The organism is Caulobacter sp. NIBR2454, assembly GCF_027474405.1.
In the GTDB taxonomy this organism is placed as follows: domain Bacteria; phylum Pseudomonadota; class Alphaproteobacteria; order Caulobacterales; family Caulobacteraceae; genus Caulobacter.
Map to the genome: position 1 here is coordinate 1 of NZ_CP114872.1, position 20,668 is coordinate 20,668.

17 protein-coding genes are annotated in these 20,668 nt (G+C 68.1%); 14 read left to right on the forward strand and 3 right to left on the reverse strand.

Annotated elements, in window-relative coordinates:
• The 8 genes from O5K31_RS17805 to O5K31_RS17840 all read left to right on the forward strand — a co-directional run bounded on the left by O5K31_RS17805 (window position 1) and on the right by O5K31_RS17840 (window position 11,649).
• Entirely contained in the window at window positions 1–2,031 is a 2,031-nt protein-coding gene (locus O5K31_RS17805; RefSeq protein WP_269717155.1) for a ParB/RepB/Spo0J family partition protein, read from the forward strand.
• Between the two features lie 133 nt (window positions 2,032–2,164).
• Complete coding sequence (locus O5K31_RS17810; protein WP_269717156.1) at window positions 2,165–6,424, forward strand: strawberry notch-like NTP hydrolase domain-containing protein; 4,260 nt, start codon at window positions 2,165–2,167, stop codon at window positions 6,422–6,424.
• A 143-nt stretch (window positions 6,425–6,567) separates the two neighbouring features.
• Complete coding sequence (locus O5K31_RS17815) at window positions 6,568–7,464, forward strand: ArdC family protein (RefSeq protein ID WP_269717157.1); 897 nt, start codon at window positions 6,568–6,570, stop codon at window positions 7,462–7,464.
• Between the two features lie 38 nt (window positions 7,465–7,502).
• Complete coding sequence (locus O5K31_RS17820; RefSeq protein ID WP_269717158.1) at window positions 7,503–8,114, forward strand: DUF6927 domain-containing protein; 612 nt, start codon at window positions 7,503–7,505, stop codon at window positions 8,112–8,114.
• Window positions 8,115–8,345: 231 nt separating this feature from the next.
• Complete coding sequence (locus O5K31_RS17825) at window positions 8,346–9,278, forward strand: DUF2493 domain-containing protein (protein WP_269717159.1); 933 nt, start codon at window positions 8,346–8,348, stop codon at window positions 9,276–9,278.
• 151 nt (window positions 9,279–9,429) lie between these two features.
• A complete protein-coding gene (locus O5K31_RS17830; RefSeq protein ID WP_269717160.1) occupies window positions 9,430–9,849 on the forward strand; it encodes a LexA family protein in 420 nt (139 codons plus the stop codon).
• Window positions 9,846–11,108, forward strand: coding sequence for a Y-family DNA polymerase (locus O5K31_RS17835; protein WP_269717161.1), 1,263 nt, complete (start codon window positions 9,846–9,848; stop codon window positions 11,106–11,108). The genes O5K31_RS17830 and O5K31_RS17835 overlap by 4 nt, the downstream gene beginning before the upstream one ends.
• Before the next feature lie 322 nt (window positions 11,109–11,430).
• Window positions 11,431–11,649, forward strand: coding sequence for a hypothetical protein (locus O5K31_RS17840; RefSeq protein ID WP_269717162.1), 219 nt, complete (start codon window positions 11,431–11,433; stop codon window positions 11,647–11,649).
• Between the two features lie 144 nt (window positions 11,650–11,793).
• On the opposite strand, the gene O5K31_RS17845 is transcribed toward O5K31_RS17840, so the two are convergent.
• Together O5K31_RS17845 and O5K31_RS17850 are read right to left on the reverse strand one after the other, a co-directional pair.
• The gene (locus O5K31_RS17845) at window positions 11,794–12,378 is read right to left on the reverse strand and encodes an RES family NAD+ phosphorylase (RefSeq protein WP_269717163.1); all 585 of its coding nucleotides are present in this window, start codon (window positions 12,376–12,378) and stop codon (window positions 11,794–11,796) included.
• Entirely contained in the window at window positions 12,375–13,097 is a 723-nt protein-coding gene (locus tag O5K31_RS17850; RefSeq protein WP_269717164.1) for an antitoxin Xre/MbcA/ParS-like domain-containing protein, read from the reverse strand. Before O5K31_RS17850 ends, O5K31_RS17845 begins: the two co-directional genes overlap by 4 nt.
• 685 nt (window positions 13,098–13,782) lie before the next feature.
• On the opposite strand from O5K31_RS17850, the gene O5K31_RS17855 reads away from it, so the two are divergent.
• The 6 genes from O5K31_RS17855 to O5K31_RS17880 all read left to right on the forward strand — a co-directional run bounded on the left by O5K31_RS17855 (window position 13,783) and on the right by O5K31_RS17880 (window position 19,958).
• Window positions 13,783–14,142 (forward strand): single-stranded DNA-binding protein, encoded by a 360-nt coding sequence (locus O5K31_RS17855; RefSeq protein WP_137803301.1) that lies wholly within the window; start codon window positions 13,783–13,785, stop codon window positions 14,140–14,142.
• 453 nt (window positions 14,143–14,595) lie between these two features.
• Window positions 14,596–15,669, forward strand: coding sequence for a replication initiation protein (locus tag O5K31_RS17860; RefSeq protein ID WP_269717165.1), 1,074 nt, complete (start codon window positions 14,596–14,598; stop codon window positions 15,667–15,669).
• Between the two features lie 489 nt (window positions 15,670–16,158).
• The gene (locus O5K31_RS17865) at window positions 16,159–17,361 is read left to right on the forward strand and encodes an AAA family ATPase (protein ID WP_269717166.1); all 1,203 of its coding nucleotides are present in this window, start codon (window positions 16,159–16,161) and stop codon (window positions 17,359–17,361) included.
• Window positions 17,362–17,413: 52 nt separating this feature from the next.
• Window positions 17,414–18,433 carry a ParB/RepB/Spo0J family partition protein gene (locus tag O5K31_RS17870; protein ID WP_269717167.1) on the forward strand — a complete coding sequence of 340 codons (1,020 nt, stop codon included), beginning with the start codon at window positions 17,414–17,416 and terminating at the stop codon, window positions 18,431–18,433.
• Between the two features lie 191 nt (window positions 18,434–18,624).
• Window positions 18,625–19,140: a S26 family signal peptidase gene (locus O5K31_RS17875; RefSeq protein ID WP_269717168.1), complete on the forward strand. Its 516-nt coding sequence runs from the start codon at window positions 18,625–18,627 to the stop codon at window positions 19,138–19,140.
• Window positions 19,140–19,958: a cell wall hydrolase gene (locus O5K31_RS17880; protein WP_269717169.1), complete on the forward strand. Its 819-nt coding sequence runs from the start codon at window positions 19,140–19,142 to the stop codon at window positions 19,956–19,958. The genes O5K31_RS17875 and O5K31_RS17880 overlap by 1 nt, the downstream gene beginning before the upstream one ends.
• Here the strand turns inward: O5K31_RS17880 and O5K31_RS17885 are convergent, their stop codons facing one another.
• Entirely contained in the window at window positions 19,959–20,642 is a 684-nt protein-coding gene (locus tag O5K31_RS17885; RefSeq protein ID WP_269717170.1) for a hypothetical protein, read from the reverse strand.
• Window positions 20,643–20,668 lie beyond the last annotated feature (26 nt).

The following is a 20,668-nucleotide window of genomic DNA, read 5'->3' on the forward strand; positions in this document are numbered from 1 at the left end:
ATGACCGATCAAGTCCCCGCCTCCCCGGCCGCCATGAGCCGCATCCAGGTGCGCCTCGGCGACCTTGGCCTGGCCAAGGAGAACCTGCGCTTCCACGAACCGGCCGACGACGGCGTGCCGCAACTGGCCGACACCCTGCTGGCCGCAGGCGTGGTGATCCCGCCGATCGTGCGGCCTGGGCGCAAGGGCGAGGCGCCGTTCATGGCGCTCGACGGCCGTCGCCGGCGCTTTGGCCTGATCCTGCTGCGTGAGCGCGGCGACATCGGTGACGACTACCTGATCGACTGCCTGCTGGCCGAGACCCCGGCCCAACAGGCGGCCGCCATCGTGCTGCCCAACACCGAGCACGCGCCGGTCCACATCGCCGATGTGATCACCGCCATCGGCAAGCTGCGCAAAGCCAAGATGGACACCCAGGCGATCTCGACCGCGCTCGGCTACGCCGAGCTGGAGATCAAGCGACTGGAGGCCCTGGCCGCCGTCCACCCGACGGTCCTGAAGGCGCTGCGCCAAGGCCGGCTGACCCTGAAGCAGGTTCGGCTGTTCGCCCGCCTGCCCGACAAGAAGCAGCAGGCCGAGATCGCCCAGACCGCGCTCGACGGCTACTTCCAGGACTATCAGCTGCGTGCTGTCGTCGAGCATGACCGGGCGACGGTCGAGGACGACCGCTTCACCCTGGTCGGGATGGACCGCTACCTGGCCGCCGGCGGCCGGGTGGCCTCCGACCTGTTCGGCGAATACCCCGACTACCTGCTCGATCCCGAGGTCCTGCAGGGCGCCTGGCGCGAGCGGGTGCAGCCGATCGTCGATCACCTGAAGGCCGAAGGCCTGGCGGTTTATGTCGCGCGCGAGGCGGGCTACGGCGCCCCGGACGGCTTCTTCCGCCTCGCCCACGTCTGGGAGCGTGACCTGGACGAGGCGCAGAAGACCGCGCTGGCCGATGCGCGCTACGCAGTCACCCAGCTTGAGACCGCGCTGCAGGATCTCGATCCGTCGACGGACGAGGCCCCGGCTCAATTGGCGCCCTTGGTCAGCGCCTATGGCGTGGCGGCCGGAGCGGTGCTGACCCGCAGCAAGATCGGCGCGGTGCTGCTCAGCCCGTCGGACGGCCATGGCCTGGCGGCGACCTTCTATTCGGTCCCGCTGCCGGTCGAGGACCTGCCGGAGGAGGAGGAAGGCGATGACGACACGGCTTCGGTTGGCGGCCGGCCCGGCGTCGTCACGAACGACGTCGAGGTCCCCCGCGCAGATGTGGAGGTGGAGGGCGCCAGCCACGTCCTGCACGAGACCCGCACCGATGTGGCCACCCGCGGTCTTATCCGGGACCTTGCCGACGACCCCAGCGCCGCCCTGACCGTGCTGGTCGCTCAGCTCTTCAAGCAGCTGGCGCTGCAGTCCAGCGGAGGCTTGGACGGCTCGGCGGCGCAGATCGCCGCGACCCGCTACCAACGCGGCGCGATGGCGCCGATCGCGGGTCTGGACGGCGAGGTGCGGGGCCGCCTAGACGCCCGCCGCGACGCCTACCGGGCCTCGGGCCTGCGTCCGATCACCTGGGTCGAGACCCTGCCGCACGGGGAGAAGATGGCCCTGATGGCGGAGCTGACCGCGATCTCGCTCAACATGCGCGAGGCCCGCACCAGCCTGCTGCGCCATGACGCCCGGGCCGAGGCGGCTGAGATCGCCGCCCTGTGCGGCGCGGACATCTCCGCGCACTGGACGCCGGACGAGGCCTATCTGGCGGTCCACTCGAAGGCCCAGTTGCTCGTCCTGCTCGAAGAGCTGGGGGTGGAGGACGACCGCGCCAAGACCCTGAAGAAGGACGCCCTGGTGAGCTTTGTCGCCGAGGCGGCGGCCGAACGGCAGTGGGCCCCCGGGGTGCTGTCCTGGGACCGTCCGGCGGCGGTTGGCAACGACGACGGCGAAGCGGACGGCGGGGCCGAAGAGGTCGCGGCCGAACCCGACGAGGCGGGTGATCGCGAGGCCCAAGACGAGGCTGAGCCCGAAGCGGTCGCCGACGCCATCGCGGCCTGATCCAGCGGAGCCCTCGTCTGACCGGCGGGGGCTCTTGCTGTGCCGGCCAAAGGGTCAAGGAAGGGAGGCGGACGGGCGAGCCCGTCGGGACTGGAGGGAGGCGCCCTCCGCCGCGGGTGAACGGATCCCCGCCATGAACGCCATGCTTCCCCTCTTCGCGACCGCTGGAGCGTCCGACCCCGCGTCGCACAAGGCGGCCAACATTCTGGCCGCCGCGCGCGCCTTAACCCCCCAGCTCAATCGATCCCGCGCGCTCGACCGGCGGCTGGTGGCGGGGGTCATGACCACCACCTTCGGCGGCTCGGACGCGGACGGCGCGTGGATCTGGCGCGACGCCTATGACGCGGTCGAGGCGGCTCTGGTGCTGCAGCTGCGCAGGCTGTCGCCGCAGATCAGCCGGCTGGAAGATGCGCCGGCCGAGATCTGCGCCCTGCTGGCCAATCTCACTGAGCTTGGCCTCACCCACACGCGCCGCAGTGAAGAGCAGGTGGCGCTCGACCAGTTTTCGACCCCGCCGCAGCTCGGCGCCCTGGCGGTCCTGGCCGCGCAAATCCGCCCCGGCGACCAGGTCCTTGAACCCTCCGCTGGCACGGGCCTTCTGGCCGTGCTGGCCGAAGCCTGTGGAGCCAACCTGGCCCTCAATGAGATCGCCGATCAGCGCGGCGCGATCCTGGAGGGCCTCTTTCCGCTGGCCGCGCGCAGCGCCCATGACGCCCGGCATCTGAAGGACATCCTGCCCGCGTCCGGCAGCTTCCATGCCGTTGTCGCCAATCCGCCCTTCCAGATGTTGGAAGAGCACCTGCACGCGGCGCTGGACACCCTGGCCGAAGGCGGCCGGTTGTCGGCCATCGTGCCGACGCGGCTCTTCGAGGACGCCCCGGTCCTGCGCCGGCTGGCGGGGCGGGGAGCGATTGTCCTCCAGCTGGCCTTTCCGCCACGCGCCTACGCCAAGCATGGGACCTCGGTCGAAACGGGCCTCCTGGTTATTGACCGCGGCCAGGCGGGCGAACCATCGCCGGTGATCGCGGCGGAGAGCTTGGCGGATGCGGCCCGGGCGGCGGGCGCTGTTGCGGCCCGGCCGAGCGCGCAACCGCGCCAGTTCCGGGCCGTCTCCAATGTCGCCATCCTCGCGCCGCGGGCGCGGGCCTTGGCGACCCCGTCGAACCGGCTGGCCTTTCTCGCGACCACGGCGCCCGTCGCCTATGAGACCCGGGCCTGGTCGGGCGAAGGCCACGATGTCGGCCTCTATCAGGCCTACCGGCTCGGTCGGATCGGCTTCGCCCAGAGCCGCCCTCACCCCTCCCCGCTCGTGGAATCCGGACCGATGGCGTCCGTGGCGCCGCCGGCCCCGACCTATCGGCCGGTCCTGCCGGGCAAGATCGTGGACGCGGGTCTAATCTCCGACGCCCAGCTCGAGACGGTGATCTACGCCGGCGAAGCCCACGCCAACCTGTTGCCGGGCCGCTGGCGGCTCGGCGAAGCGCCGCACCAGGTGCTGCTGGTCGGCGACGACACTCCCGACGCGGTTAGTTTCCGGCGGGGCTTTTTCCTCGGGGACGGCACCGGCTGCGGCAAGGGCCGTCAGATCGCCGGCGTCATCGCCGACAACCTCGCCCAGGGGCGAACCCGGGCAGTCTGGCTGTCGAAGAACGACGCCCTCCTGGAAGACGCGCGGCGCGACTGGGGCGCGATCGGCGGCGCGGCCAGTGATCTGACCCCGCAGTCGGCGTGGAAGCAGGCGGACGCCATCCGCCTCGATCGCGGCATCCTCTTCACCACCTACGCCACCTTGCGCCAACCGGCGCGGGGCGACCGGCCGTCTCGCCTCGATCAGATCGTGGCGTGGCTGGGCGCGGATTTCGACGGGGTGATCGTCTTCGACGAAGCCCACGCCATGGCCAACGCCGCCGGCGGGGCCAAGGGCGCGCGGGGACCGAAGAAGGCCTCGCAGCAGGGCATGGCGGGTCTCGCCTTGCAGAACCGCCTGCCCAACGCCCGCATCCTCTATGTCTCGGCGACGGGGGCGACGACCCCGGAGAACCTGGCCTACGCCGCCCGCCTGGGCTTGTGGGGCGGGCCAGATGCGCCGTTCCCGACGCGCGAGGCCTTCATGGACGCCGTCGAGACCGGCGGCGTGGCGGTCATGGAGCTGATCGCCCGGGAGCTGAAGGCGATGGGACTCTACATCGCCCGCTCCCTGTCGTTCGACGGCGTGGAGTATGACGCCCTGCGCCATCCGCTCAGCGCCGAGGACATCGGCATCTGGGACGCCTGGGCCGACGCCTACCAGTTGATCCACCACAATCTGCGCGCCGCCCTGGAGGCGGTCGGGGTCACCGAAGAGGGCAAGGCCAAGAGCGGCCAGGCGGCGTCGGCGGTGATGTCGGCTTTCGAGGGCTCCAAGCTGCGCTTCTTTGGTCACCTGCTGGCGGGCCTGAAAGCCCCTTCCCTCGTGGCGTCTATTCGCCAGGACCTGGCGGCCGGCCGCTCGGCCATCGTCCAGGTGGTCTCGACCAATGAGGCGGTGATGGAACGGCGTCTCGCCGAGATCCCGCCGGAGGAATGGAACAACCTCGCCGTCGATCTGACGCCCAAGGATCAGGTGCTCGACTACCTGATGGGCGCCTTCCCGATCATGGCGATGGACGCGGTCGAGGACGACGACGGCAACGTCACCATGGTCCCGGTGATGGTCGATGGCGCGCCTGTCGTCAGCCAGGCGGCCCTGCGCCTGCGCGACGAGCTGGTCACCCACCTGGCCTGCCTGCCGGCCGTGCCCGGCGTGCTGGATGCGGTGCTGGAGGCGCTTGGGACCGAGCAGGTCGCCGAAATCACCGGGCGCAGCCGCCGGGTGATCCGCCGTGAGGGCCGCCGCGTGGTGGAGCGCCGCAGCGCCTCGGCCGCCAAGGCCGAGACCGACGCCTTCATGAGCGGCAAGAAGCGCGTCCTGGTGTTCTCCGACGCGGGCGGCACCGGGCGCAGCTATCACGCTGATCTGGGCGTGGCCAACCAGCAGCGCCGGGTCCACTATCTGGTCGAGCCGGGCTGGCGGGCCGATGCGGCGATCCAAGGCCTGGGGCGCTCGCATCGGACCAATCAGGCTGTCGCGCCGCTGTTTCGGCCGGTGACCACGGACATCCACGGCGAGAAGCGCTTCCTGTCGACCATCGCCCGGCGCCTCGACAGCCTGGGCGCCCTGACCCGGGGCGAGCGGCGGACGGCCGGCAATGGGCTGTTCCGCGCCGAGGACAATCTCGAAAGCCCTTGGGCGCATCGTGCGCTGCAGGCCTTCTACATCGCGCTGCACTTCGGCAACGTCGAGGCGATGGACCGGGAGACCTTCGAGGCCAAGACGGGCTTGCGGCTGCTCGACGGGGATGGCGAGCTGCGATCGACCGACGACATGCCCCCGATGAATACCTTCCTCAATCGGCTGCTGGCCTTGCGGATCGCCGATCAGAACAGCCTGTTTGCCGCCTTCGACGAGATCCTGGCCAGCATCCTGGAACGGGCGGCGGCGTCCGGCGCCTTGGACCGGGGCATGGAGGACGTCGTGGCCGACGACCTCTTGGTGCTGGACGAGGAGGTCATCCGCACCGACGCGGTGACGGGGGCCGAGACCCGGCTGCTTCGCGTCCAGGTGCGCACCGCCCGGTCGCTGATGAGCGCCGAGGTGGCGCTGGCAGACGCCGACCCGGACGCGCGGGTGTTCGCGGTGAACAGCAAGTCCGGACGCGCCGCCCTGGTCGTCCAGGGGCTCACGACCACCAATGATGACGACCGCCTGGTCCCGGCGGTGCGTCTGATCCGGCCGGAGAAGCGCAGCGTCGCGCCGCTGAAGGCCTATGAGGAGTCGGCTTGGGAAGCGGCCGATGAGGCGGCTTGGCGCGCGGCCTGGGACGCAGAGCTGGCGGCGGTCGACCCGTGGGTGACCCGCGAACTCGTGCTGGTCACCGGCCTGTTGCTGCCGATCTGGAGCAACCTTCCCGACAAGCGCACGTCCGTGCGCCGGCTCAAGGCGCCGGACGGGCGCCGCTGGCTGGGCCGCCTTCTCGATCCCGCGCAGGTCACCCCGCTCAAGATCGCCTTGGGCCTGACCGATACCGCCAGCGCGGTCGGCGACGGCGCCTCGGCCACCCGCCTGGTGTTGAGCGAGGGCGCCTCCGTCGCCTTGAGCGGCGGCCTTTGGTTGCGCCGGGCCAAGGTGATGGATCGCCAGCGGCTGGAGATCGTCGGCGCGGGCGCGCAACGCACCAGCTTCGTGGCGCTGGGCTGCTTCGTCGAGATCATCGCCTACACCCCGCGCGTCTTCGTGCCGACCGATCGGCCGGAGGTGCTGAGCGCCATCCTCGAGCGCTGGCCGGCGCAGACCATCCTGCCGGCCGCGGCCTGACGGATCGGGGCCGCTGATCGGGAGCCGCCGGTGATGAGCCGGCGGCTCTTTTTGCGTCCGCGGCCTGGCCGGCAAAGAGTTGGAGGAAGGGACGGAGCGGGCAAGCGCTCCGGGATTGGCTCGGGGCCGGACCGGAGGCTGCCATGTCCAACCCGCTCGACGACCTGATCCAAGATCTCATCGCCCGCATCGAGGCGGGCGTTCCGCCGTGGCGCCAGGCCTGGACGGCCAGCGCCGATCCGAGACTGCCCTTGCGAGCGAACGGCGAGCCGTTCAGCGGCAGCAATGCCTGGCTGCTGGCGTTCGCCGGCGCGTTGCGCGGCTATCGCTCGCCCTACTGGTTCACCTTCCGCCAGGCCCTGGCCATCGCGGCGCCGGTCGGCAAGGGCGAGAAGGCCTCGCCGGCGATCCTCTACAAGACCCGCCTGGTCGGCGAGCCGTCCGAGGGGGCGGAGGTCGGCGCGGCGGAAGACGCCGGCGACCCGCGCGTTCTGCGCTATCTGAAGATCTACAGCGTCTTCAACGCCGAGCAGCTGACAGACTGCCCGCGCGCCTTCCTCGATATTGTGGATCCCGACCCGGCCGCCCGCGCGGCGGCGCGCAACGCCGTGCTGGATGCGATTCCGGCCCGGGTCGAGTTCGGCGGCGGAACGCCCTGTTATGTGCCGGCGCTGGACCTGATCCGGCTCCCGCGCCCCGAAGCCTTCGACACGCCCGACGACTTCCTGGCGACCAAGGCGCACGAGCAGCTGCATTGGTCGGGCGCGGCGCATCGTCTGGACCGCGCCTTCGGCAAGCGGTTCGGGGACGAGGCTTACGCTTTCGAGGAGCTGGTCGCCGAGATCGGCGCGGCGGCGCTTGGCTTGCGCATCGGGCTCGCGCCGCAACTGCTCGACAGCCACGCCGCCTATCTTGGCCATTGGGCGAAAATCCTGCGGCATAGGCCCTCAGCCTTGCTCGAAGCCTCCGGTCACGCCCAGCGCGCCGTCGACTACCTGCTCGCGTTCAGCGCCCAGGACGCGGTCGATCTGGCCGCCTGACGCCGGCCTTCCCCCAACATCTTTGCAAGGAGGCCGCCATGGGCTGGCTCTACATGCGCTCGCTGGCGGGGTACGCGACCCCAAAAGCCTATCTCGACGCGCAATTCACCTATGACCGCGACACCGGCGGCTCTCGCGTCTTGGCCTCATGCCTGGTCGGTCGGCGCACTTACTACGCCGCCGTCGAGTGGATCACCGCCGGATCGGGCGAGCGGGAAGTCTGGGGCCTGGTCTGCCTGGTGCGCTACAACCCGCGCGACCGGGAGGGCCTGGTGTTCGGCTACAAGGACATGTCCGAATCCATGGGGCCATGCGAGTCCGAGTGTCCGGCGCGGATCCTCGATCTGCTCACCGCGACCGACAACACCTACGCCCTTGCCTGGCGGGCGCGGTGCCGCGCCCGGCTGTCGGAACGGTCGGCGCGCGCCGCCAAGCCGACGCCCAAACCCGGCGATGTTGTGGTCCTGGCCGAGCCGATTCTGTTTCGAGATGGCCGGACGTTCTCCCGCTTCGAGGCGGTCGCTTGGCCTGGGCGGGCGCGCAGCGGCCTCGTCTATCGCAGCGAGCTGGGCGGCCTTTACCGCATCCCCAAGCTGAAGGATCGCGTCTACCGCATCGAGGGGACGCAGGTGCCGCGAACCCGAGACTGAGCCTGTCGGCAGACTGGGGTGGGCGCGGCGCGTTAGGAAGCCAAGGCGGTCAAGGGTCCTATCGGCGGTCTTGGCGTCCTTGAGTCCTCTGGCTCTTGAGACCTCGCCACCGTCCGGAGCCGCCCACAAGGGACGCTCCGCTCAAAGCCCTTGTGGGCGTCCCCAGCCGTCGGCGCGGGGCGGTCGTCGAGCCGACGGGCTCAAAACCCCACTCCGACAAGGACCCCCATCATGCCCTCTCCTGCCTTCTCACCCCTCACCGGCCATCTGACCCACTTCGAAGCCCAGGCTCTCCTTCTCGACGATCCCCGGCCGCACCCTCACGAAGACGCCTTGATCCAGCTTGGCCATGCGGTGTTGACCGAGACCCTCGACGTCTTCGGCGACACCGCTCTGGAGGACTTCCAGACCATCATCTGCGAGACCCTGATCGGGGCGTTCCATTCCGCCGCCCAGCGCATCGAACGCGATGCGGACCGGGCCAGGGATGAACTCAACCGCCTGAGTCGGGACTTCGACGGCTCGGAGATCGCGGACACCGAGATGCAGGACGCCACCCGCAAGGCTCGCGCTGCCGATGTCGCCTGCCTGGCCCTGGAGTTCGTGCGGGACGCGGCCGCCGCCAGCTACACCACGGCGACCGGGGAGGTCTGGTCCCCCTGGAAGGGTCATGTGAAAGCCTCGCGTCTGACCGCCGCCCAGATCGACGCGCGCGACGCCCTGCGCACCGCCAAGGCCCGCAAACACGCAGCGACCGACCCGGGCGCGGTCATCGTCGCCTTCCGCGCCGCGCCGCAGGCCGACACCGAGGACGACGCCCATCGCATCTTCGACGCCCTGAACTGGGCGCAGGCGCAGTGGCCCGACATGGCTCTGGCGACCACGGGCGCTAAGGGTGGCGAGAAGATCGCCATCAAGTGGGCCAAGCAGAAGGCCGTCACCCTGGTGCTGGCCAAGGCCGATTTCGACAAGAACGGTCGGGCCGCCCCGTTCCGGGCCAATGACGAGCTGATCGCGCTGGAGCCGGTCTGTGTGCTGACCCTGGCCAACACCCTGAACGGCACACGGGCGGCCTCGCTGCAGCCGTTCGGGCCCGCCCTCAACCTCGGTCAGAAGGCGGCGGAAAAGGGTATTCGCCACCTGCCGGTCAAGGTTCGCGGATGACATTTCCGGGCGTGACGGCTTGCGCCGTCACGCCCTTTTGTCTGTTGGCGGTCTGTGGACAGGCGCGATGACCCCTTGCCGGGGCGCAAATGTTCTACTTATGTTCTCGACCTCGCCGCCTGCCCCCGTGTCGGCAGGCTATCGAGGTCTCATGCGTCCCGTTGTCATCGGTCTTCCACTTCCCCTCCCCCTTGTGGGCTTTCGGATTTGCTGCGGGTTTCCGAGCCCCGCTGACGACTGGATCGAGGACGCCATCGATGTCAGTCGCCTGGTGGTCACCAACCCCGCCGCCACCTTCCTGTGGCGGGCGTCTGGAGACTGCATGACGCCGACCATCCTGGACGGCGACTACCTGGTCTGCGACCGCTCGCTGGCCCCAGTCTCCGGCGACGTCGTGGTCGCCGTCGTCGACGGGGAGCCGACGGTCAAACGGCTGGCCTATGTCGCCGGCCGGCCGGCACTCAGCCACGACAATCCACAATCCCCGCCGTTCGCGCCCGACCCGAATAGCGAGGTCAGCCTCTGGGGCGTGGTCGCCTGGTCGCTGCGCGCGCATCGGCCCACCCGATGAGGCCGGTGATCGCGTTGAGCGACGGCAACTGCTTTTATGTTTCGTGTGAGCGCGTGTTCGATCCTCGCCTCGAGGGCCGCCCGACCGTCGTGCTGTCGTCCAATGACGGCAACATCATCGCCCGCAGCCCCGAGGCCAAGGCCATCGGCCTGAAGATGGGCGATCCCTATTTCAAGGTCCGAGAGCTTTGCGCCCACGAGCGGGTCGCCGCCCTGTCCTCCAACTATGTCCTCTATGGCGACATGAGTCGGCGGGTGAACGCCGTTTATGAGCGGTTCGCGCCCGACGTCGTTGTCTACAGCATCGATGAGAGCTTTCTCGATTTCAGCGGCCTTGCCGATCCGGTCGGCCACGCCCGCGCCTTGCGCGCGACCGTCCGCCAGTGGACCGGGATCCCGACCTGTGTCGGGCTTGGTCCCACCAAGACCTTGGCCAAGGTCGCGAACCACCTGGCCAAACGGACGCCGGCGCTGGAGGGCGTCTGCGATCTTGGCGATCCGCAGGTGCGCGCCGCAGCCTTGGACGCGCTGCCGGTCGGCGATGTCTGGGGCGTTGGCCCGGCCTATGCGGCGCGGCTGACGGGGATGGGCGTGACCACGGCCGGCCAATTGCGGGATCTCGATCCGCGTCAGGCCCGCGCCATCCTCAGCGTGGTCGGCGAGCGCCTGGTGCTGGAGCTGCGCGCCCAGACCTGTCTGTCGTGGGATGAGGTTCCCGCGGGCCGTAAGGGGTGCGCGGTGACCCGAAGCTTTGGCCAGCCGCTCACGAATTTGGACGACCTTCTGCAGGCGGTCGCCAGCTTCGCCAGCCGGGTGGGTGAGAAGTTGCGCCGCAATGGCGTTGTCGCCCCGCGGCTGTCGGTGTTCATGCACACCAATCCCTTTGGTGCGGGGCCGCATCACAGCGCTAGTGGCGCCGTCACCTTCCTTGAAGCCACGGCCGACAGCACCGAGCTCGTCGCCGGAGCCCGGCAGGCGGCGCGCCAGGCCTGGCGGGAGGGGTATCGCTACAGCAAGGCGGGGGTGATCTGTGAGGGGCTGGCCCCCGCCGGACAGGTGCAGGCCAGCCTGCTGGGGGCGAAAGACCCGATCCGCTCCGAACGGCTGATGGCGGCGCTGGACGCCTCGAACCGACGGTTTGGGCGCGGCAGCGTGGTGATCGGGGCGACCACGGGTCGGACGCACTGGACGCAGAAAGCCGAGTGGCGGACGCCGCGCTATACGACGCGCCTGGACGAGGTGCCTGTCGCCCGGGCCTAGGGCGCTCCAACGGCAAGATGCCTGCAGCCTCGAGGGGGTGTGATCCCCGCAGGTCACCGCAACATCGAAGGTCGTCTCCCAGATGGGCGCCGCCGAAGCGGGCTCGTCCGCGATCCAGCTCACGACTCTAGGGCGGGCCGGTTAGGGGCCAAGGCGACCTCGCCGGAGGCGAGGCGGGGCCGACGGACCCTCACGGCCTTCGCTGCGCTGCAGGCCGGTTTCCATCGGCCCCGACCCTGTCCCCTGCCCTACTCCCCGCCCTTCCCGGTCGCGAGATCGCGGGAACGAGCCCGCCGATCCGGCAGCAAAGCGGGAGACGACGATGACGACGATGGCGATGGCGCAAGCGGTTTTCCAACACGCCCACGACTTCTATGACACCGGCAGCTGGTATGTGGTCGCCGAATGCTGGGACGTCCTGGCGATCGCCGAGGAGCTGGACCGTCAGGAAGAGCGCAGCGCCACGCCGTTCGAGCTTGAGGCCGCGGCTATCGCCCACTTCCATACCTTGCTGCACGACAACCGCAGGACCCGCCACTGACCAAGGGCGCGGCGCCCTCCAGGCACCGCGCCTCAGACCCCGCAGAACAGGCGCCGAACAGACTCCAAGCCCTGGAGGTGGGCGGTCCTGAACCCACCATCCCTTGGGGTTGGTGATTCGTTCCGATTCACCGCCAGGGCGCCTCTACGGCGTGGCGATCAGGGTGATGTTGAGGGCCTTAAGCGCGTCGACGAAGCCGGCCAGATGGGTGAGTTCGACGACCGGCGAAGCGGCGAGCGCGCCAGGCAGGGCGCGGTCGTAGACACAGATGCAGGTGCGACCGGTCAGGCGGGAGCTGTAGACCAAGCCATCGGCGTCGGTTTGGTCGTAGACTGCCTGGCTGAGTTTGCGCCCCTGCCCTTGCGCCTTTCCGCGGGCGGCTTCGGTTGACACGCCCAGCCACACCAAGCCGGTCGTGCGCAGATCGATCAGCGTGAGGGGCGCGCTGGCGGTGATCTCGGTCGCCCCCCAGGTCGCGGCCTCGATATCGAGGAGTTTGCGGGTCGCCTTGCCCTGAAAGCGGTCGCGGACAAGGGTTTCCGCCACACTCGTGGTCAAGTCCTGGCCCAGGTAGATCACCTTGAAGGCCTTGGTCGGGCTGGCGAAGCGCGTCACGCCAAACCCCGCCCCCAGCGGCGTGGCCGCATGGGCCATCGGCGTCACGCGGACATAGGCGTTCGGCGGGATCTCGACGGCGAGGTCGGCCAGGATGTCGGGATCGAGCGTCACGCGCTGGCGAAGTTCGACCGGGCAACCTCAACGACCTTGTCGGTCGCCCCGGCCTTCAGGCGCGCCAGAGGGGCGACGCCGCCGAGCTCGGGATTGGGTTCACGCAGCCAAAGCCATGCCATGCGCGGCTCGCCAACGGCTTCGACGACCGGGCCGAGCCCCGAGACGGGGCGGCCATCGACGAACTGTTCGGTCGGGAAGGCGTGTTTGCGCACACCTACCAGCAGTCCGATCACTGCCCCCTGCTTTTGCCAATTGTGCAGGGTGGAGCGGGCGACGCCAAAGTCGCGCTCAAGCTCGGTCGGTCCCGCAAGCGGACCTGCCCAATCCTCGACCTTGGTCGGCGTCGCATAGCTCGCGATCCGGGCCTTGCCCTGATCGGCCGACAACACCTGACCCAGACCTGCGCCTTGGCTGACTTCGGCCGGTCCCTTAGCGACCAGCTTCAGGACTTGCGGCGCGGCCTCCGGTTCGGCGGCGATTTCGGCGATGAATTTCTTGAACTGCGCCTTGCGGGCGATCAGCCGCTTGCGGGCGGACGGTGAGAGTTTCGTCGCCGTGGCGCTGAACTCGGCGACCAGCTTGACGACTTCGCTCAGCTCGCCCCTGTTGGACTTTGGATTGCGCTGAACGAACATGCCAATCAGGTCTGCGGCTGCAGGGCTGGCCATCTTCGCAGAGCCTCGGGACGTCGAGCGGCGGGCGTTCGCGGCGGTCATGGGACGATCCTCTTCGATCATGACGTTATAGATAATCCCAAACGTCCCATTTGTCCAATTTGTGCCATGCGCCTGTAGCGCATCGCCTGCGGGCCGATCAAAGCCCAACTGCCGCGCCTGTCGCTCCGCCTGGCGGACGGCGCATCACCCTTACCCCTCGTGGACCGCCCACCGCGAGTCGCGGCATCGGACCTTGGAGGGTGTCGGACAGCGGATCGCGCCAAGACGGCCTTCTGCCCCCATGTTCGCTGGCTTCCGAGCCGCGACGGGCCGTGGTGCAGACCAGCCACCTTGCTTGGTAAGTGGTCCGCGCCGTCCTTTGCTGCGGGAATGACGCCTTGTGGCGACCTCATTGAGCCCGCGCTGTGGAAATCTGGCCTGGCGCATGAAGCCAGTTCACCATTGAGGCCGGTCACCAATACCCCGAGCAAACGCCCAGCGGGCTGCGGTCCCCCGCGATCAATCCCACGAACCTAGGCCGGGCGGTTCCGGGTCAAAGCCGACCTCGCGTGCGAGGCGCGGGGTTGAGGACCCTCCGGCCTTCCGCCGCTGCGCTCTGTGCAGGCCGGTTTCCACACCCCGCGGGCTTTGGCCCGGCCCCTTCGCCCGGCCCAGCAGGTCGCGTGATCGCGGCAGGGACCGCGAGCCGCCGGGGTTCTTCCCGGCGGTCGATTGGAGAAACGTGATGCTCAACAAGGTTCAACTCATCGGCTTCACCGGCGCCGACGCTGAAATCCGCACCGTCTCGGGCGGCAAGAAGGTCGCCACCCTGCGGGTCGCCACCAACCGCTACACCAAGAAGGACGGCGATCGGAAGGACTACACCACCTGGCACCAGGTGGAGATCTGGAACCAAGGCACCGTTGGCTGGCTGGAAGGCCGCCATCTTCCCAAGGGCTCCAAGGTGTTCGTCGAAGGCGAGATCCGCCACGACCGCTACACCGACCAGAGCGGCCAGGAGCGCTTCTTCTCCAAGGTGGTGGTCGCCACGCCGCAGCACGAGCTGAAGTCGCTGGATCGTCAGGAAGCGGCCGACGAGGACTAGCCCCCCTGCCCCGCCCGGTTCGCCGGGCGGGGCCTCTCTACCTGCGGACACAAGGAGGGCTGGACGGTTCTGGCTTGGCGCTCTTCACACCTGAATCTTTTGAAAAACGCCCGCTGCGGTCAGCAGCGGGATTTCTAAATTCTAAGGATTCTCAATTCGGATCCGGTAAGTGGCCGAAGAAAATCGGGTTTTAGCCACCATCCTGACCTAGCGGGGGAAGCAGCCTGACCTCGCGGGGGATGCATCCTGACCAGACGGGGGCTTTGACCTGACCCGGCGGGGCTATCCTGACCGCTTGGGGGTGGAGGGTGTAACGATCATTGTATCCTGACTTGTGATTTGATTCGAGGTCAGGAATGCTGGCGGCAGATCGGAGCACGGAGTCGCGACCTGGCCAGAGCCGCCGACATCATTGAGGTCGAGCCCGGGACGGAAGACGCCCCGGGGCGGGCCATGCGCGTCGCTCATGCGCTGCAGGCGCGCGACGGGGACGAGTTCGCCAAGCCCGGCACCCTGGTTGAGGTTCGGTTCGTCAAAGGTCAGTCGCTCAGCCTTACCGCGGCCCGCCTGCTGGCGCTAATGATCCTGACGGCGGGCGGTGACGCTTGGGAGCCTGTGGCGCACAGGATGCGCAAGGCCGACATCCGCCGAGGGCACAAAGGCAATGAGCGCATCTCAGAGATGCTGGAGGAGCTGCACCGCACACTGTTCGCGGTCGATGATCTTTCATGGCGCGGCCGCAAGGCGACGAAGCGTTTTTCGCTGATCCAGTCCTCACGTGAGGAGGTCGATGAAGACGGCGCGGAGGCCGGGTGGATCGAGTGGGAATTTACGCCGGATGCGCGGCGGCTCATTCGTGAGTCCGAGACCTATGCTGTTCTTAACCGCCAAGCCGTTCTGGGCTTCCGGTCGTCTTATGCCCTGCGTCTCTATGAGCTGGGCGCCCTTCGACTTCACCGCCGCCAAGCCACTTGGCGCGCGGATATGACGGCGATACGCGCGGCCTTCGGCATCGCGCCTGAACTCTACAAGGACTTCGCACAGCTGCGCCGTAAGGTGCTCGACAAGGCCAAGGCTGAGATCGACCACCTGGCTCATTTCACGGTGGACTGGCGCGAGATCCGTCGGGGCCGGGCCATCACCGAGATCGAGTTCAGCTTCCACCCCAAGGCGACGCCGGGGCGATTGAGCGCGGCGGAAGCCGTCGAGCCTGACCCGGTAGCCGCCCTGCCTGCCGTTCGCCAGGCTCAGGCCCCGCAGCGCCCTGCCCTGCCCCCACCTGCCAGCGCCAAGCCGCTCGATTCGACCAGTGGCTCGGTTCGGTTTCCCACGGGCAGTCTTTTGTACGGCGCGGAGCCCTTTGGGGAGATCGCCAAGACCCATGGCGGCGGATGGGCCCGCGATCTGATCGCTGATGCCTATCGCGCCGAGATGGGGAGCCGCTTGGCCAACCTGACCGGCGCCAAGCTCGTGAAATCCTGGACCGGGTTTTGCCAAGCGTTTGCGGCGCGCAGGGGCCGGCCCTGACCTGAAATTGCACCGGTGCAATTTCGGTCTGGTCAGGCACACCCAAGGCCTCGGTCGTGTCGATCTGCCCGCCGCGCTTTGACGCAAAATCGCGCGCGAGAAGGTTGGAATTGCACTGGTGCAATTTGCTCCGAAGTTGATCGGCGCGACCTGTCCGCGTGAACAGCGTCGATCCGAGCGGGCTCGTCACCACCCCCACTTGGACAGGATGTAGACTGTTGCCGCTGAGGCGGGATGGCCGTGTATAATTATTGAGGGACTCGCAATTGCACCGGTGCAATTCCGGCGGCGATACGCCCCCAAAAGGGCAGGGCCATCCCCCAAGGGGTCAGGTCGCGCCTCGCGGCGGCGCCTGGATTGAGGCGGAACAGGCCCACTTAGCGTTAACACGGCCTTAACAATGCGCTAATAGCGTCCTGGCTATACCACTTTCGCTTTTGGGGCGGTTGGAGCCGGTTTTTCGAAACCTGCGGGATGCTGAGAGGTCCAATGTCAGACGTCGCTGAAGTCGCCGCTCCATCTCTCGCCGGACCCGTGTCGCAGTTGGCGCGCCGGGCTTCAGCGGTCGTCGAGAACCTGCGGGACAGCGCACGGGCCGCACGGGCCGGGGATCGCCGTGAGCCCTTGTTCTCGATCAGCGAGGCGGCTGAGCTTGTCGGGCGCACGCCAGCGGCCATCCGTGACGCCGAGAAGGATGGACGCCTTCCCGAGCCTCCTCGCACCGAGACCAACCGCCGCGTCGGCTACACGCTCGCCCAGGTCAACGACATGCGAGGGGTCTTTGGCACTCGCCCCTGGCGCAAGCCTGAAGACCCGTGCGCGGTGATTGCTGTGCAGAACTTCAAGGGCGGTGTCGGCAAGTCCACCTTGTCGGTCCACCTGGCGCAATACATGGCGATCCAAGGCTACCGGGTCGCGTTAATCGACTGCGATAGCCAAGCCTCGAGCACGACCCTGTTCGGCTACGTGCCGGACCTCGACTTGACCGAGGACCAGACCCTCTACCCGTTCCTTCGAGAGGACGACAAACGCTCGCTCGACTACGCTTTGCTCGACACGCACTTCGACGGGTTGAAGCTGATTCCTGCCAATCTGCACCTGTTCCAATCGGAATATGAGCTGGCTGCGCGGATGGCGCGGGGCGGTGGGCGACTTCTGGATAGGCTTGCTCAAGGCATCGCCTCGATCGCCGACCAGTTCGATATCGTCATCCTCGATCCGCCTCCGGCGCTTGGTGCGATCTCGCTGTCGGTTCTGCGCGCCGCTAACGCCTTGGTCATCCCGGTGCCGCCTACGGTGATGGACTTCTCCTCCACCGCGGCCTTCCTCACCATGCTCGATGAGACGCTCAGCCAATTGGCGTCGCGAGACTTGGCCCCCGACCTCAATTTCGTTCGCGTCGTCGCCTCCAAAGTCGATGAGAACAAGTCGATGCAGAAGGAGCTGCTGGCCCTGATGCGACAGGTGTTTGGCCTGGCGATGATCCGCACGCCCATGAAGGACTCAGCCGAGATCGACAACGTCACGGCACGCCTGATGACGGTCTATGAAATGAACAGTCCGATGACGAGCAAGTCGGTGCGGGATCGGTGCCTGACCTATCTCAACGGGGTCAACGAGGAGATCCTGCTCGACGTGCGTCAGACGTGGCCGAGCCACGTCGAACGGCTGCGCAAGGAGGGCCACGCATGACCCGTAAACCCGCAAATTGCACCGGTGCAATTCCAGCCGAAAGGGCGCGCGCATGAGTTCCAAGAACCGTTCCTTTGCGGCCGGTCTAATCGGATCGCTTGACGACGCCGCGCCCCAGCCGGACGCGCCAACCCGGATGCCGGTCGGCATCTTGGCCAATCGCGAAAATCGCATGGCGGAGTTGGCGTCGGGCGCTGTCGTGGGGCGGGCCATTGAGCAGGTCGACCCGGCGCGTTGCCGGCTCTGGGCGGAGCATAATCGCGACTACGCCGCGCTCGATGAGACCCGTTGTTCCGACCTGATCGAGAGCTTCAAGGCGCAGGGGCGACAGGAAGTGCCAGCGATCGTTCGCCGGGTCCGTGGTGAGGCCGATTTCGACTTCGAGGTCATCTGCGGGGCGCGCCGGCATTGGACGGTCACTTGGCTTCGTGCTCACAACTACACCGACTTTCGCTTCCTCGTGGAGGTTCGCGAGCTCACGGATGAGGAGGCCTTTCGGATCTCCGACCTGGAGAACAGGGCGCGCGAAGACCTCAGCGATATCGAGCGGGCCCGCGACTATCTGAAGGCTCTGGATCGCCACTACGGCGGTCGTCAGAAGGACATGGCTGGTCGCCTCAACGTCTCCGAGGCTTGGCTGAGCCGCTACCTCGACCTGGCGCGCTTACCGCCCGTCCTGGTGGCCGCCTTCGACAGTTCCCATGACTTGAAGATCAAGCATGTCACCCAGCTCAAGCCGCTGCTGAAGCCGGAAGAGCGTGCTGAGAAGGTGCTGGCGGAGGCCAGCGCCATTGCGAGTGGAAGAGGGGAGGGCACCCCGCTCAAGCCGCAGGATGTGATCCGTCGCCTGACGGCGGCGGCTGACGCCCCCAAGAAGTCAGGATCCCCCAAGCGGTCAGGATTGAACGACGCCATCGTCTCCGCGTCAGGGGCGCCCGTGCTGCGGGTCAACGGCCGGAAGGGCAAGGAAGTGAACCTGACGCTCCTGCTCGCCGGTGGCGCATCTCGGGCCGAAGCCGAGGCGGCGCTGGGCTCCGTGCTCGACACCTACTGGCCCAAACTGACGGCCTGAGTTGCCCATGGGCAACTTGGCCCGATCGATGGGAAATGTGACCGCCTGACCGTGCGCCCGAGCGGGTAGTGCCCACAATCGCCGGGCATGAGCCACACCGTGGCCGCAGGCCTTGCCGAGCCTTCGGCTCGTTTTGGCTGCGCCGGTCTTGCTGCATGTTCTCATCCCTTCCGTCCGCCCGATCGGCGCCTTTGGCGAGCGTTCTGGCGACCGGCGCGCTGATCGTTGGCGGGCTGTCGATTGCGACCGCAGGCGGCGCCCGGCCCCTGCTCCTTTGGAACCGCACAGCCAGCGAGCCGGAAGGGCTCTATGTGCGAGGATCGGGCCCCGTGGCGGTTGGCGCGCTCGTCGCGTTCTCCGCGCCGGACGCCGCCTTTCCCTACGCCGATGGCCACATGGGTTACCTGCGCCGCGTGCCGATCCTGAAGTCGGTCGCCGCCGTCTCTGGCGACAAGGTTTGCACTGATAACGACCACCTGCAGATCAATGGAAGGATGCGTGCCGCCATCCTCAGCCGGGATCGCCGGGGCGCAAACTTGCCGCGCTGGCGGGGATGTCGTCAGCTGGGCGCTGACGAGGTTTTCGTCTTCTCCGACCGGATCCCCAACAGCTTCGACAGTCGCTACTTCGGCCCGGTGCGCCGCGCCGACATCGTCGGTGTGTTCCGGCCGGTGACCCTGTCGCTTCTCTCCCTTGGAGACCTTTGATGGACCCGGCAGCCCTGGCGGGATTGTGCCTGCTGCTGGCGCGCGGACAGAGCGCCCAACCCATGCCCGCGGGCGTCAATTGCCCGCCTCCCGCGCCCGCCTCGGGGGTGATTGCGCCGCCGTTGACGCGGAGCGGTCTGGGTCCCCTCGTGGCCGGGCCGGACGCACGCGAAGCGATCACCCGCGTCGCCTTCGCCGAAGCCGGCAATCAGGGCGACAGCGGCCTGGCCGCCGTCGTCTACACGATCCTCAACCGGGTCCAGGACGGGCGGTGGGGCGCCACGGTCGAGGCCGTGGTCAATGCCCGAGGCCAGTTCGAGCCGGTGATGCGAGCCGGCGGTGACTGGCGTCGCCTGCCGGCCTCCACGGTCGCGCAACGCGCCAGGATCGAGACTATTCTCAACCTCGCACTCGAAGGCCGGTTGCCGGATCTGACGAACGGCGCGCGCTTCTTCCAGAACCCGCAGATCGTTGCGGACCGCGCCCGTCGGGGCGAGGTGTCCGAGGGCTTGGTGAACTTCGGGAACACGGGTCCCTCGGCGGTTATTGGCGCCCACAGTTTCTATATCGAAGCGCAGTCCGCTGGGGGCAGGGGATCTCGCACGACGGCGACCTCCACCCCTCGCGGATCGTCGTCCGCCGCCGCCTGGCAGGCGGCTGGCGGCGCTATTTTCGTCGGCGACAACCGGGCGGACACTGCGAGAGATGCGGCGGCCGGTGAAGCAGGGCAGGGGACGTTACCGGCCACCAAAGTCGCCGATCCGGGACGCTCGATCTTCGTGACCGGACCCGGTCTTGCGGCTGGCGCTGAGCGATGATTAGGCGGCACGCCAGGCCTGATCGAGGTCCGCGTAGTCGGGGTCAAGATCGCTTGGCGTCAGGGGGTCAGCGCCTTCCTGAGCGAGGGCTGTCTCGGCCATCAGATCGAAATCGGGGAGGCGGTCGCCGGCAGCTTGAAGGGCGCTTTCAGCGTCCTCATCCAGGTCGCCGCCCGGGCGCAAGGGCAGGGGCACATTGCCTAGGAGTTCGCGCACTGTCAGGCGGTCGCGGACGCGCTCGACACGCCGATCAAGGATGTCGACCAGGCGGGCCAGCAGCTCGTCGTCTCCGGCAAAGTGGGCGTCGCCGGCTTCCGCCAGCAGGGCGCCGCCGATGATGATTTTGCCGCGCGTTTCGCGCCTGCGCTTGTTGATCGACCACAGGGCTTCGAGCCGCTCGACGCGGGCTTTCAGGACGTGGAAGCGCTTGGCGTCGTCCTCGATATCTTCGAGCGGGGTGACGTGCCGCTGCTTGTGGATTCCGTCCTGGCCGGCCTCTCGAAGCGCGGTCTCCAGCTCGGACAGGCGATCGATCAGGGCGGCTTCTTCGTCGGTCCTCTTCGCTAGTTCGCGTTCGCCTGAACGGGCCGCCCAGAGCTCGCGTTTGCGGGCGAGCTGGGCGGGCGAGCGGGGTTTGTACTTGGAGGGGCGGGCGTTCCTGCGGCGCTTGTCGACCTTGGCCATGACGCGGCCTTTCATTGAAGAAAAAG